9 protein-coding genes are annotated in these 13,940 nt (G+C 49.1%); 6 read left to right on the plus strand and 3 right to left on the minus strand.

From position 1 onward, the window contains the following. Positions 1-83 precede the first annotated feature (83 nt). Entirely contained in the window at positions 84-1,436 is a 1,353-nt protein-coding gene (locus A3EU_RS0117190) for a sigma-54-dependent transcriptional regulator (RefSeq protein WP_020537429.1), read from the plus strand. Then, positions 1,426-2,772 carry a sensor histidine kinase gene (locus A3EU_RS0117195; RefSeq protein ID WP_020537430.1) on the plus strand — a complete coding sequence of 449 codons (1,347 nt, stop codon included), beginning with the start codon at positions 1,426-1,428 and terminating at the stop codon, positions 2,770-2,772. The genes A3EU_RS0117190 and A3EU_RS0117195 overlap by 11 nt, the downstream gene beginning before the upstream one ends. Before the next feature lie 285 nt (positions 2,773-3,057). Here A3EU_RS0117195 and A3EU_RS0117200 read toward each other — a convergent pair whose 3' ends face one another. The 3 genes from A3EU_RS0117200 to A3EU_RS0117210 all read right to left on the minus strand — a co-directional run bounded on the left by A3EU_RS0117200 (position 3,058) and on the right by A3EU_RS0117210 (position 6,285). Beyond that, on the minus strand, positions 3,058-4,149 hold the full coding sequence (locus A3EU_RS0117200) for a cytochrome-c peroxidase (RefSeq protein WP_020537431.1): 1,092 nt from the start codon (positions 4,147-4,149) through the stop codon (positions 3,058-3,060). A 10-nt stretch (positions 4,150-4,159) separates the two neighbouring features. Continuing rightward, positions 4,160-5,197 carry a cytochrome-c peroxidase gene (locus tag A3EU_RS0117205; protein WP_211213946.1) on the minus strand — a complete coding sequence of 346 codons (1,038 nt, stop codon included), beginning with the start codon at positions 5,195-5,197 and terminating at the stop codon, positions 4,160-4,162. Between the two features lie 125 nt (positions 5,198-5,322). Further along, positions 5,323-6,285 carry an MbnP family protein gene (locus tag A3EU_RS0117210; protein ID WP_020537433.1) on the minus strand — a complete coding sequence of 321 codons (963 nt, stop codon included), beginning with the start codon at positions 6,283-6,285 and terminating at the stop codon, positions 5,323-5,325. A 227-nt stretch (positions 6,286-6,512) separates the two neighbouring features. On the opposite strand from A3EU_RS0117210, the gene A3EU_RS0117215 reads away from it, so the two are divergent. The 4 genes from A3EU_RS0117215 to A3EU_RS0117230 all read left to right on the plus strand — a co-directional run bounded on the left by A3EU_RS0117215 (position 6,513) and on the right by A3EU_RS0117230 (position 13,891). Beyond that, positions 6,513-6,938 carry an HYC_CC_PP family protein gene (locus A3EU_RS0117215; RefSeq protein WP_020537434.1) on the plus strand — a complete coding sequence of 142 codons (426 nt, stop codon included), beginning with the start codon at positions 6,513-6,515 and terminating at the stop codon, positions 6,936-6,938. 135 nt (positions 6,939-7,073) lie between these two features. Then, the gene (locus tag A3EU_RS0117220) at positions 7,074-10,766 is read left to right on the plus strand and encodes an efflux RND transporter permease subunit (protein ID WP_020537435.1); all 3,693 of its coding nucleotides are present in this window, start codon (positions 7,074-7,076) and stop codon (positions 10,764-10,766) included. Positions 10,767-10,883: 117 nt separating this feature from the next. After that, positions 10,884-12,113, plus strand: coding sequence for a TolC family protein (locus A3EU_RS33020; protein ID WP_020537436.1), 1,230 nt, complete (start codon positions 10,884-10,886; stop codon positions 12,111-12,113). 5 nt (positions 12,114-12,118) lie between these two features. Continuing rightward, a complete protein-coding gene (locus tag A3EU_RS0117230; protein ID WP_020537437.1) occupies positions 12,119-13,891 on the plus strand; it encodes an efflux RND transporter periplasmic adaptor subunit in 1,773 nt (590 codons plus the stop codon). Positions 13,892-13,940: the final 49 nt, after the last annotated feature.

A 13,940-nucleotide genomic window follows, 5' to 3' on the forward strand; every position in this document is an offset into this window, starting at 1 on the left:
ACTAACGACAATCAACAAACAAACAAACTCTTACACCTTTATACCCTTACACTTTTACACCATGAAAACCTTACCTTCACTCCATGGAACCACTGATCCTGATAATAGATGATGATGATGCAGTATGCGCCGCTTTGCGGGTGGTCATGCGGCGTGCTGGCTTTCGTGCGGAAAGTGTGCAACTGTTTCGCACGGCTCCCCAGCGGGTAAACGAGCTGCAACCGGATGTGGTACTATTGGATATGAACTTTACGGTGGATACCTCTGGTCGTCAGGGCTTGTCGCTGCTCAAGGAGTTGTTGGCTGCACATCCTCGCTTGCCTGTCATTTTGCTCACGGGGTGGGCAACGGTGCAGTTGGCGGTAGAAGGGATGAAGCTGGGCGCGCGCGATTTTATGGCCAAGCCCTGGGACAACAAGGATTTGATTCGTTCCATCCGAGGAATTTTGGCGCAAGCAGGTTCCCGAACTGGATCGGACAAATTGCTGGATTTTGATCATATCATCGGTAGAGACCCCGCATTGTTGGAGGTCTTGGATACGGCTCGCCAAATAGCACCCACCAATGCCAGTGTACTCATCACCGGAGAAAGTGGAACAGGCAAAGAACTGATTGCTGAGGCCATTCACGCTGGTAGCAAGCGTGCTGACGAGGCTTTTGTTAAAGTAAATTTGGGCGGCATCCCTGTTTCTCTTTTTGAAAGCGAAATGTTTGGCCACGTCAAAGGGGCTTTTACGGATGCCCGAACAGACCGACAAGGCCGATTTGCGTTTGCCAACGGAGGAACTATTTTTCTTGATGAAATAGGAGATTTACCAGCGGCTAATCAGGTGAAATTGCTGCGCGTACTCCAGGAACAGACGTTTGAAGTACTGGGGAGTAACCAGCAGCAGCGGGTAGATGTACGGGTGATCTCTGCTACCAACAAGCAGTTGGATAACTTGGTGCGGCAAGGTAGTTTTCGCGAAGATCTTCTCTATCGAATCAATCTGATTACATTGCATTTGCCACCGCTACGGCAACGCCCTGGAGATATCCCTTTACTCGTTGAACATTTTCTCCAACGGCTGGAGCAAACCTATGAACGCAGTGGCCTAGAATTGGCTGCGAGCGCTAGGGAGTGGCTGAAACGACAGGCTTTTCCTGGAAATATTAGGCAGTTGAAAAACGTAGTGGAGCGTACGGTTTTGCTTGCCAAAACGAACCTCCTTACCGCAGAAAATTTTGCGAGGCACCTCTCCTCTAACAGTGAAACTTCCGGAGAGATTTCCTTTTTGAGTGGCGATATTTCCTTGGAGGAAATGGAATTGACGGCTATAAAGAGAGCTTTGTCTATTCATGAAAATAATATTACGGCTGCGGCCAAATCATTAGGTATTACACGCTCGGCCCTTTACCGACGGTTGCAAAAATTCGGCATCGATCATGCGTCTTAGGTTCTATTATTGGGGGCTGGTCATCGTTTGGCATTCACTATTATTGGTAGCGGCCTATTTTCTATTGCACGAAACCTATTATTGGTTTATGCTAGCGCAGTTGGGGGTGCTTTTATCCCTCGTATTTGCTTATCGAGTGTATCGGCATTTTCGCCGACCTCTGGATTTGATCAACGGAGGGAAAAGTGCTTTACAAGATCGTGATTTTAGTGTCAAATACCGGCTCACCGGCGCTCGCGAAGTAGACGCGCTGGTAGCAACCTACAACAATATGATTGATACCCTGCGGGAGGAACGAACCTTGCTACAGGAGCAGCACTATTTTTTGCGCAAGCTTATCGAGGCCTCCCCAAGTGGCATTCTGATCATGGATCACGATGGGAATATCACGGAAAGCAATCCGGCTGCTCGCCAAATCATTGGTTTTGATCCAAGTAGTAGCGACGAGAAACACCCCTTGTTGAGTGCTGCTTTCAATTTAACTATGGGCGACTCTTTACCCATTATCATCGACGGTACCAGTCATTACCGTCTGGAAGCGAGTGCTTTTATTGATCGAGGTTTTCAACGGAAATTTGTGCAGATTCAGACCCTTACCGGGGAAATACTGGCAGCAGAAAAGCGAGCTTATGGCAAAGTCATACGGATGATGGCCCATGAGGTGAATAACAGCATCGGTGCTATCAATGCCCTGCTAGATACCCTTACTGTTTCGGAAGAGGAGATTGACGAACAGTGGGTGGAAGATGTTCGCGAAAGCTTGCCCATTGCTAGCAAGCGGAATCACCAGTTGAATGTTTTTATGCGCAACTTCGCCGATGTCGTCCGCCTGCCAGATCCTCAGCGAGAGCGCGTCGACCTCAGTAAGATGTTGCCTCAAATTGCGACGCTCTTTCAGGCTCAGGCCCAGCAGCAAAATACCAGTTTCCGACTGGGCTACCTTGCTGGCAGGGCGCTGGAGTTGCCTTTGTTGAAGCCGGAAAAGGGAAGTGGGGAATCGGAAGTAATTCCTGTCTCACAGTTTATCTCTGCTGATTCCAATCAGTTGGAACAAGTTTTGGTGAATGTGGTAAAGAATGCCCTTGAAAGCGTGGGCCTAGATGGAGAGGTTCAACTGATCTTGACCGAACGGCCCCGCCAAATCATTATCGCCGACAATGGGCCAGGGTTAAGTGAAGAAGCCGCCGCTGGCATCTTTACCCCATTTTTTACCTCCAAACCCAACGGGCAAGGTATTGGGTTGACCCTGGTACGCGAAATTTTGACCAATCACGATTATCAATTTTCGTTGGCTACCGACGAAGATGGCTGGACGCGGTTCATTATCACCTTGTAGAGACGTTGCACTGCAACGTCTCCCCACCAACATCCGTGTTGCCCCGCACCTACTCGATCCCAAAAAAAAACAGTGCGAAAGGCAGCGCCTGGAGCCCGAGGCCCGGTAGGGACTAAGGACGAGGTGGCGTAGAGGTAGTGCGTCGCGAAGCAAGCACTAGGAACGGAGCAACCGGTAGCCAGCGCAGCGCTGCTACGGCCCCAAGAAGTAAAGACCCAGTACCAAAAGTCGGAAGTGGGAAGTATTTTTCGCACCTCGCACCTCGCACCCCGCACCCCAAAAAAATCAAAACGGCGACTGATACGCTGGCTCACTCATCATGACTTCATCGGTGAGGGTATGGAGGAAGTTGATGAGGTCCATCTTGTCTTGGGGAGTAAGAAAAAGCCCCGATTCTCTGGTATTTTCCACCGTAGGATCGACAGTAGAAGAGTATTTGATGCCCGCATTGTAATGATCGATCACCTCTTCCAGCGTTTGAAAACGGCCATCGTGCATGTAAGGCGCAGTGATAGCTACGTTGCGCAGGCTGGGGACTTTAAATTTGGCCCGGTCCGCAGGATTCTGGGTGACATTTTCTCGGCCAAGGTCTGTGAAGTCGGCATCCGAATCTAAGCCATTGTTCATGTACTGGTCGTTTTCGAAATTCTTTCCACTGTGACAGTGGGTACAATCTGCCCCTGAAAAATCAGGGAAGAAAGGATTATACTCGGTTTCAAAGAGTATTCGGCCTCGTTCTTCACTTTCGCTGAGTTCTACTTCTCCGGCTAGGTAGCGGTCATATTTAGATTGATTGGAAACAATACTGAGCATGAATTGCTCTAGTGCAAGGGCCAGTTTTTCTTCTGTAATCTCTTCGCTGTCATAGGCACGAACAAACTGGTCGCGGTACATNTTGCTGTCGCTCAATTTGGTGATGACATTTTCCAGCGTTTCATTCATTTCGAGTGGGTCCTGGATAGGCATTAAGGCTTGGTCCCGGAGGAGGTTCGCGCGGCCATCCCAGAAAAATTCATTGGTATGCCAGGCCATGTTGAATACGGGCATGGCTTGCCGATTTCCAGGTAAGCCTTCTACCCCAATCGAAAAGCGATTGGGGTCCGAAAAGCCGTCGGTCTGTAAGTGGCAGGAGGCACAAGCCTGACTACCATCTTTACTGAGCATGGTTTCGTGAAAGAGCATACGTCCAAGTAGTACTTTCTGTTCCGTCAGTTGATTGTCTTCCGGAAGTCGAGGCACGGGCAGGCTACCATAGGTGAGCACATAAGGAGTGTCATCATAGACAGGAGGTACTTCTACCGGGGCGTCATCATCATCACAAGCAAGGAGCATCAAGGTGGCAAAAAGACTGAAGAGAAGTAAGTATCTAAGAGACATGAGGCTTTGTTTAATTATTTTTAAAAATTGGGTTTTCGGTAAAAAACGAGTCGCTCAGGCTTTGCAAAAAGGCCACCAAATCTTCTTTTTCCTGTTCATTGAGCAAAAGTGGCTGTACAAGTGGACTTTTATTGGGATGATCCTTTCCTCCGGAATTATAATGATCAATGACGGCTTCCAGGGTCGCTAGTGAACCATCGTGCATATAGGGTGCTGTTAAATCTATGTTTCGGAGGCTAGGCACTTTGTAAGTGGCGCGATCTTGTTCTTCTCCCGTTAGCCGGAAACGGCCGAGGTCTTCATAGTTGGTGTACAAACCATTGTTGGCAAAGGCGTAGTTGGTAAAATTAAAGCCAGCGTGGCAACTGCTGCACTGTGTGCGGTCGCTAAAGAACAACTCCTTGCCGCGCAGTACGCTGGGAGAAAGGTTCTTTTCGCCTCGTTCATATTGGTCGTAGGCGCTATTTCCACTGATCAAACTCCGTTCGAAACAAGCCAGTGCGCGAGTGATTACATAAGGGTCGGGCTCGCGCTCGTAGGCATCGAGCGCCATTTGGTAATAGGTGCTGTCGGCGCGTAGCCGTTCGGCAATCAAGAGAATATTAAAGTCGAATTCATTGTGCTCCTGAATGGGAACCAGCACCTGCATTTCCAAGGTCGGCACTCCTCCTTCTCTGGTATAGTAAGGGTGGTAAGCAACATTGGCTAAACTGGGTGAATTACGCGTGCCCGGCCGCTGGGCTACCCCCGGACTGAAGGCTTTATCATCACTGAAAGCCAATTCAGGCTTATGGCAAGAGGCACAACTTATCGAAGCATCAACCGACATGATGGGATCGAAAAAAAGCTGCTTTCCCAATTGCCAGCGCGCTTCCGTAAAAGCGTTGTCTTCCGGATAAGGGATGTCGGGAAAACCTTCCGGCACTTCCATCAATAGCGGAAAAGGCATCAACGGAGCAGCCTCCTCCGGCTGGCAAGCAACCAAAAGGCAAACGGCTAACAAGCCTAATAGGGAGGTAGAGAATGTTCTTGTTAAACTGATATTCACATCGAAATACTAATGTCCAAAATATTGAACCATATAAGGAATATAAGGTCATTCAAGTGCCTTTAAAAGGAGTACTTATAATTTCTAATATTTCCTTATATGGTTCGAAAAAAATCTGGTCGGTATTATTGAATCACCAACCTTTCCGTCATCACCACCTTGCCGTTTTGCTGCAAGCTGAGGAAGTAAAGCCCGGCTGTTTTCAATCCGAGATCAATTTCATTGTTGCTGTGTACTTGTGCCATTTGACGAACAAGCTGGCCTTGAGCATTGGTAACTTGAAGCTGGTAAACCTCGTCGGTATCAGTAGCGATAAAGATATTGGCAGCCTTGGTCGTACCAGGGTTAGGGTACACCTTGAATGCATTGATGGCTAAGGCTTCTTCGTTGCTATTTATTAATGCAGAGGGAGTGAATACATAGTCTCGGAAATTGTGTAAAGATACAACAGCTAACCCGTAACCACCGTGGATAAGGGGGCCACTGTCGAGGTCGATATCTTCCACCGCACGAACGTAATTTGCATCCAAATCAATGGTAAGCTCATCGCCTGTAATGGCCAAGTCCAGGGGTACTTCTGTTTGGAAGTAGTTGTCATCATCCAGTGGGTGCAATTCCCAAGTCTGGTTAAGTGCACTACCGCTACGGCCCTCAAAAGCTCCAAAACGATAGCCCGATACCCAGCCCCAGTGCATAGATGGGTTCTGGGGAGCGAGTGGGTGAGAACTGTGGTAAATGGTAGGGTCTAAATGATTTTTAGCTTCGTCTACTCCAATATGGAAACGAATAGCTTCGATGTTAGTGATGTCCAAATTGCCCAGGAATTCAGAGGTCTCTTCGGTAGCATCTACCAGCATGTATAGATCTTCGATCATAGTTTCCTGACCATCATCATGGATCAACGAGATTTCCGCAATGTAGTAATCCAGACGTGAGTAATAAAAGGTACTGCCAATGTTATTAGTAGCGCTGGTTTCCATGGCAAACGCCTCATCACCAAGTTTGTGGTGAATGTTGAGGGTTACGTTGATCTGTGCCTGTGTCATCAGACTGGCTAGTAGGAAAACGAAAAGTAGATGTGTCTTCATGAAAGTTACTTTTATTCTTTAGATTAAATATTAACAAATTTAGGTAATTTATTGTAGAGCAGGCTAGTTGGGTTCCTGTATTTATGTAAGTTGCCTACCAAACTATCAAGAAGCTGCAAATGTTTAAATGTTAGACACTTGTAAGTTTGCTCAAAAAGGACTTACCTTTGCCGTCAATTATTTTCTCAACTTAGGAGGAATAAAGTTTTCCTAAATCAATAGCCATTTTGCTTCGTAAAGTATTCCATATCCTCTTGGCCGTTTTGGTGTTCGTCAGCTCTTCCGGGCTGGTGTTCAGTAAGCATTATTGCCAGGGAGTATTGAAGAATACCTCGCTTTTTGCGGAAGCTGCTCCTTGCCATGGTGTCAGCAAAGCGGCAAAATGCCCCCGTCATGCTCCTGCTCAGGAGGATGGGCTGGATAAAAAAGATTGCTGCGATACGCAAACGGATTTTTTGAAGGTAGAGGACGCTCAGTTATCTACCCTTGCTGATCTTTTGATTGTTGATACACCGGCATTTCTTGCCGTTTTATTCTTCTTCCTTCCTTTTGAGGTCATTGCTGCGGATACTAAAACCCGCCACGATCTTCACTACAAACCCCCGCTGCTCGTTTGCGACCTCTCTGTGAGTTTGCAAACTTTCCTTTGTTAGATTTCTCTTTCGTTTTATGACTACTACTGGTATCAATGGATGCTGTAGTAGGTGTCTTTTTTGAATTCAAAGGCATTTGCCTTTCTATTCAATCTCCGTGTCTCCGCGTCTCCGCGGCTATACAAAAGAGAAACTATGTTAGCGAGCTATATTCGTTTTTTTCTAGAGAATAAACTAGTGGCCTACCTCCTGCTCCTGCTATTTGTAGGTTGGGGGTTGGTGACTGCACCTTTCGATTTTGGGTTTGATTTTCTTCCCCGCGATCCGGTAGCGGTAGATGCTATTCCGGACATTGGCGAAAACCAGCAAATTGTCTTTACCCAGTGGCCGGGGCGTTCGCCACAGGATGTGGAAGACCAGATTTCTTACCCTTTGACCACTGCGCTCTTGGGCGTGCCTGGCGTGAAGAGTGTACGTAGTAATTCCATGTTTGGCTTCTCTAGCATCTATCTCATTTTTGAAGAAGACATTGAGTTTTACTGGAGCCGTAGCCGCATTTTGGAGAAACTGAACTCCCTGCCAGCCAATACCTTGCCGGATGGAGTGCAACCCGCGCTTGGCCCCGACGCTACGGCCCTTGGCCAAATCTATTGGTATACGCTCGAAGGCCGTGATAAAGACGGAAAACCCACCGGCGGCTGGGACCCGCAGGAGTTGCGGACCATCCAGGATTTCTATGTACGCTACGGCTTGTCGGCCTCAGAGGGAGTAGCAGAGGTAGCTTCCATCGGTGGGTTCGTCAAAGAGTACCAAATTGATGTAGACCCCGAGGCGATGAAGGTCTACGGCGTCACCCTCGATCAGGTGATGCTGGCCGTCAAGGGCAGCAATATTGATATTGGTGCCCAAACCATTGAGATCAACCTGGCGGAGTATTTTGTCCGTGGCCTGGGGTACGTCAAGAGTATTGAAGACATTGAGCAGGCCGTGGTGGTCGTGAACGATAATATTCCGCTGCGGGTAGGCGATGTGGCCCATGTAAGTCTGGGGCCAGCTACCCGCCGTGGCGTACTCGACAAATCGGGTGCCGATGCCGTGGGTGGGGTAGTGGTCGCCCGCTACGGTGCCAACCCGCTAGAAGTTATTCAGAATGTAAAAGCTAAAATTGCCGAACTAGAGCCGGGCCTGCCCTCCAAAACCCTCGCCGATGGGACCTTCTCGCAGGTGAAGCTAGTCCCTTTTTACGACCGTACCCAACTCATCAACGAGACCATCGGTACGCTGGAGGAAGCCCTCTCGCTGGAGATATTAATTACCATCATGGTGGTCATATTGATGTTGCTCAACCTGAAGTCGTCGCTGCTGATTTCCGGAACTTTGCCAGTAGCGGTACTGATGTGCTTTATTGCGATGCGTTACTTTGGGGTAGATGCTAATATTGTGGCCCTTTCGGGAATTGCGATCGCCATTGGTACCATGGTAGATATGGGCATTGTGCTGACAGAAAGTATGGTCAAACGCGTAGAAGAAGCCCCTCCTGACGAGAGCCTGCTCACCAGTATTTACGAAGCTACGGTAGAGGTAGCGTCAGCGGTTATTACTGCGGTAGCTACTACGGTTATCAGTTTTCTCCCTGTTTTCACAATGGAAGCTGCTGAGGGAAAGCTCTTTCGACCGCTGGCTTTTACCAAGACGTTTGCGCTGGTAGCGTCGATAATTGTGGCCATTACCATCATTCCGGCTTTGGCCCACAGTGTTTTTTCGATCAAGTTACGCCGCCGGAGTATTACGCTGGTGGGCAATGCACTGGCTGTTGTGAGCGGCTTGGTGGTTGCGTTTGTTTATGGTGCTTTTCCCGGTACGGTGTTGGCGCTCGTTGGGTTGGCCGGTTTAGGGTCGCTTTGGGTACGCGAGTGGGGGAGTAGCCGCCAAGAGACGCTATTATCTTGGGCCACCAATATCACCTATGCCCTTTTGGTCACCTGGCTACTAACCACGGTATGGATGCCGCTGGGCGTTACGAAAAGCAACCTGACCAATTTCCTCTTCGTGGTGTCGATGGCGGGTGGCCTGATTGGTGTCTTTTACGTTGTCATCTATTTTTACGAAAGTATACTCCGCTTTTTACTCCGGTTCAAAGTGCTTTTTTTGCTAATTGTGGGGCTGATTGTTTGGCAGGGATTCCGGGTTTTTCAAACGACTGGGGAAGAGTTTATGCCGGCGCTCAACGAAGGTTCTTTCCTCCTGATGCCCACAGCCATGCCACATGCCGGGATGCAGGAGAATATCAAAAACCTCCGCTTGCTGGACATGAGCGTGACCGCTATTCCTGAGGTGTATTCCGTAGTTGGGAAAGCGGGCCGTGTCAACAGTCCACTTGACCCTGCACCGATGTCGATGTATGAGAATATAATTTTGTACAAATCTGAATACAAAACAGACGAAGCGGGTCACCGACTACGCTTTCGCGTAAAAAAAGGGGAGTACGTTCGCGATGATCAAGGAGAATTGATTCCTGATGAAAAAGGCCAATACTTCCGCCAGTGGCGCGATCATATCAAAAGTCCAGATGATATTTGGGAGGAGATTGTCAAGTCGACCCGGTTGCCGGGCGTTACTTCTGCCCCTAAACTCCAGCCGATTGAAACGCGGCTAATCATGCTGCAAACAGGTATGCGCGCGCCAATGGGCATCAAGGTGCAAGGGCCAGATTTAGCTACCATTGAGGCCTTTGGTTTGGAATTGGAAAAATACCTCAAAGACGTTGACGGTGTCAAGGATGCGGCGGTTTTTGCAGATCGTATCGTAGGCAAACCTTACCTCTTGCTGGATATCGACCGCGAAACGATCAGCCGTTATGGGCTCACTATCGACAAGGTTCAGCAGCACATTCAGGCAGCGGTGGGAGGTATGAAGATGACCTCCACGGTGGAAGGGCGCGAACGCTACGCCATTCGTATTCGTTACCCCCGCGAGTTTAGAAACGACCCGGAAGCGCTCAAGCGGATTTATATCCCTACGCCTCAGGGCCAGCAGATCCCGCTTGGGGATTTGGTGGAAGTGAGGTATGAGGCTGGTGCTCAATCAATCAAAAGCGAAGACGGTTTCCTCCTCGGCTACGTTCTTTTTGATCGCGAAGGCGATTACTCGGAAGTGGAGGTTGTGGATAATGCGCAACAGTATTTGCAACAGCTCATTGAGGGTGGAGAACTGGTGGTTCCTGCTGGGGTCAGCTACCGTTTTGCAGGCAATTACGAGCAGCAGGTTCGTGCCAGTAAGCGCCTGAGCCTGGTAGTGCCCATTGCGCTGGCGATCATTTTCCTGATTCTTTATTTTCAGTTCAGCTCGGCGAGTGTTTCGCTGATGGTCTTCAGTGGGGTGTTTATTGCTTTTGCGGGCGGTTTTCTGATGATAGGTTTGTACGATACCAGCTGGTTCTTGAATTTCGAGCTGTTTGGTACCAATTTTCGTGATCTCTTTCAGGTGCAAACCATCAACTTGAGCGTAGCCGTTTGGGTGGGCTTCCTGGCCCTCTTCGGTATCGCTACCGACGATGGGGTACTGGTCGCAACCTTTTTGCAAGACAGCTTCAAAAAGAATGAACCTACTACGATAGAAGAAGTCAGAGATGCAGTAGTAGAGGGCGGCCTACGCCGGGTACGCCCCGCTATGATGACAACTGCGACCACCATCTTGGCCCTACTCCCGATCCTGACCTCCACCGGCCGTGGATCGGATATTATGCTACCAATGGCTATTCCTTCCTTCGGAGGGATGAGCTTGCAAATGATAACGATGTTTACAGTACCCGTCCTCTTCGCACTACGCGAGGAGTGGCGGGTGAGGAAAAAAGGATGGAACACAGATCAAACGGATCAGACGGATTGACGCAGGTTTTTAAAAAAAGAAAAACCGTGTAAACTCAGAGGAGCGGAGTGACGATCACCGAAGGTAATCCTGTTAAATCCGTTAAACCCGCGTTCTATCCCACAAAAAAAAACAATCATGAATAAAATGTTTTTCATCCTTCTTTTTCTAACCACCAGCCTGCATGCGCAGTCGCTGGAAGCTTTGGTGGAAGAGGTGTTGGCTAACAACCCCGCCTTGAAAGCGCTGGAGAGTGAGTATTTTGCAGCCCTTGAGCGCGCACCCCAAGTCAGTTCACTTCCTGATACGGAGCTAGGTTTGGGAGGTTTTCCGCTGCCGGTAGAAACCCGTTTAGGGCCACAAGCCCTACGAGTGAGTGCTACCCAGATGTTTCCCTGGTTCGGTACATTGGCCCAAAAGGAAAAGGTAGAAATAGCCAAGGCTAAAGCTGCTTACGAACGTATCGACGCAGAAGCGCTCAACCTGCTTTTCGAATTGCGGCAAGCTTATCTCCAACTTTATGAAATACAGCACAGCCAAACCATCATTCAGGAAAATCTAAAGCTTCTTGATGCCTTGGAACAACTGGCCTTGGCGAAAGTAGAAAGTGGCCGCGCGACGCTGGCTGATGTGCTACGTGTACAATTGAAAAAGGAAGAACTGCAACAACAACTGGCCTTGCTGGCCGAAGCAGAGGTGAGCCCTACGGTCACTATCAACCAATTGCGCCAGCGGGGTTTGCGGGAGTCATTGCTACTGGCTGATAATCTGACATTTACAGAACTACCTTTCCGGCAAGACTCCATCGAAGCCTACCTCCGCCAGTACCATCCCCAGTTGCGAATGTTGCAGCAGCAGCAAGAGGTTGCCCGGCAAATGATTGCGCTCAACGACCTGAATACCAAGCCTTCTTTCGGTATCGGTGTTGATTACATTATGGTCAACGAGCGAGACAATGCGGTTATTACGAACAATGGTCGCGATATTATACAGCTGCGCGCGACCGTCAAGGTGCCGCTTTTTAGGGAGCAGTACCGCGCCCGTGAACGCGAAGAGCAGTTCCGCATCCAGGGATTTGCTCAACAAGAAGAAAATACCCTTAGCCGGATGCTGGCCATGGTGGAACAGGCCTACAGTACCCACCGTTCTGCAATGTTACAAAAGGCTTTTCTGGAACAACAGATTAGCCTGACCGAAACCACCTTGCAGATTCTCGAAGACCAATACAGTGCCCAGGGCGGCGGTTTTTCGGAGCTGTTGCGGCTGGAGCAGGACCTTATCCGCTATCGCTTGCAATTATTAAAAGCCAGTGTGCAGACGCACTTGGCAAAAAGTAAAATTGAGCAATTCGTTGCTGCGCAATACTAATAACCATGAATCAACAAAGCAATAAAAAATGGCTATTTGGCTTCGCAGGCATCCTCTTGGGAGCTTTGCTGAGCGTAGCGATTATGAGTTTTTGGACAACAGCTCCAGTGGCTGCTCATGATCACGGCGCCAGCACCGCCAGCAGTAGTAGTGATGCTATCTGGACCTGTTCCATGCACCCTCAAATTCGACAAAGTGAACCCGGCGACTGTGCGATCTGTGGCATGGACCTCATCCAATTGGAGGAAAATACCTCCAACGATCCGCTGGTGTTGCAGATGACGGAGGAGGCGATCCGCTTGATGGATATCCAGACGACCGTGGTTGGGGTTTCCGGTAGTGTCGACAGCAAAACGTTGCGCCTGTCGGGGACGGTGCAGGTCGACGAACGCTTGGCCTCTTCTCAGGTCGCTCATGTGCCGGGGCGTATCGAGAAACTGTACGTCACTTTTACCGGAGAACAAGTGACCAAAGGACAAAAACTGGCAGACCTTTATGTGCCCGAATTGATTACCGCCCAACGAGAGCTGCTCGAAGCCCGCAAGATGGTCGATGTTAGTCCGGGGTTACTTACCGCTGCGCGTAATAAACTCCGTTACTGGAAAGTACCAGAAGCGACGATTACGCGCATTGAAGAGGAAGGAACAATCCAGGAAACGTTTACCGTACTAGCGGACGAAAGCGGTATTGTGACCAATAAGATGGTAGCTGTAGGGGATTACGTCCGCCAAGGAGAACCTCTTTTTGCGTTGGTCAATCTCAGCAAAGTATGGGTACTCTTTGAGGCTTACGAGGACGACCTGGCGCATCTCAAATTAGGAGATCGCATTGAATTCACTACCCCAGCGATTCCCAACCGCACCTTCAACGCTCGGATCACTTTTATCGACCCTGTCATCAATCCTCGCAGGCGTACGGCATCTTTACGAACGGAAGTAGACAATCAACAACGGCTGCTCAAGCCAGAGATGCTGGTGTACGGAAACTTGCTGCAGACGGTTAGTGCCAGCACCGCTTTAATGATCCCCAAGTCGGCTGTACTCTGGACGGGCCCACGCTCGGTGGTGTACGTCAAAATGCAGGATGCTGAGGTGCCTTCCTTCCAGTATCGGGAAGTAGAAATTGGCGAGGCAGCAGGTGGTTTTTATCCGGTCATAAGTGGCTTGGCCAGCGGCGAAGAGGTGGTCACTTATGGTGGTTTTGCGATTGATGCTGCAGCGCAGTTGAATAACCAGGCGAGTATGATGAACCAAGAGGTGACACTCAAAAAGGACGCTTCTGTAGTAACAGTATTGCCAGATTATGCAACACTTTCTCCGGCAGCTTTCAAGCAGCAACTGGCGGATGTGGTAAGTGCTTATCTACTTTTAAAAGATGCACTGGTAGCCTCGGATGTGACGTCAGCTGAAACTGCTGCACAAGAGATGCGCCTGGCACTGAATAAGGTCGATATGGCCTTGTTGAAAGGGGATGCACACCTGTATTGGATGGAACAATTAAAAGCCCTGCAAGCGCACAGTGAAAAAATAACGACGAGTACGGACCTCGAAGTTCAACGGCAGCAATTTGATTTTCTTTCGCAATCGCTTATTCAGGCAGTCAAGGTTTTTGGAACGTATATGGATACCCTGTATGTCCAACACTGCCCTATGGCCTTCGATGACAATGGTGCCGATTGGCTAAGTGCAGAGAATAAAGTGCTGAACCCTTATTTTGGCGAGGCCATGCTACGTTGTGGCATTATTGAAGAAACAATTGTAAGTAGTGAGACGAATTAAACGGCCATACTCCCTTATGCAAAATCAAATAACCAGTATTATTAACTTT

Source organism: Lewinella cohaerens DSM 23179, from assembly GCF_000379805.1.
Classification (GTDB): domain Bacteria; phylum Bacteroidota; class Bacteroidia; order Chitinophagales; family Saprospiraceae; genus Lewinella; species Lewinella cohaerens.

Excerpts from the sequence above, each read along its gene's own strand:
- A3EU_RS33020 (WP_020537436.1), top strand. The coding sequence starts at position 10,884 with ATGAATAAAATGTTTTTCATCCTTCTTTTTCTAACCACCAGCCTGCAT.
- A3EU_RS0117220 (WP_020537435.1), top strand. The coding sequence starts at position 7,074 with ATGTTAGCGAGCTATATTCGTTTTTTTCTAGAGAATAAACTAGTGGCC.
- A3EU_RS0117190 (WP_020537429.1), top strand. The coding sequence starts at position 84 with ATGGAACCACTGATCCTGATAATAGATGATGATGATGCAGTATGCGCC.
- A3EU_RS0117195 (WP_020537430.1), top strand. The coding sequence starts at position 1,426 with ATGCGTCTTAGGTTCTATTATTGGGGGCTGGTCATCGTTTGGCATTCA.
- A3EU_RS0117230 (WP_020537437.1), top strand. The coding sequence starts at position 12,119 with ATGAATCAACAAAGCAATAAAAAATGGCTATTTGGCTTCGCAGGCATC.
- A3EU_RS0117210 (WP_020537433.1), bottom strand. The coding sequence starts at position 6,285 with ATGAAGACACATCTACTTTTCGTTTTCCTACTAGCCAGTCTGATGACA.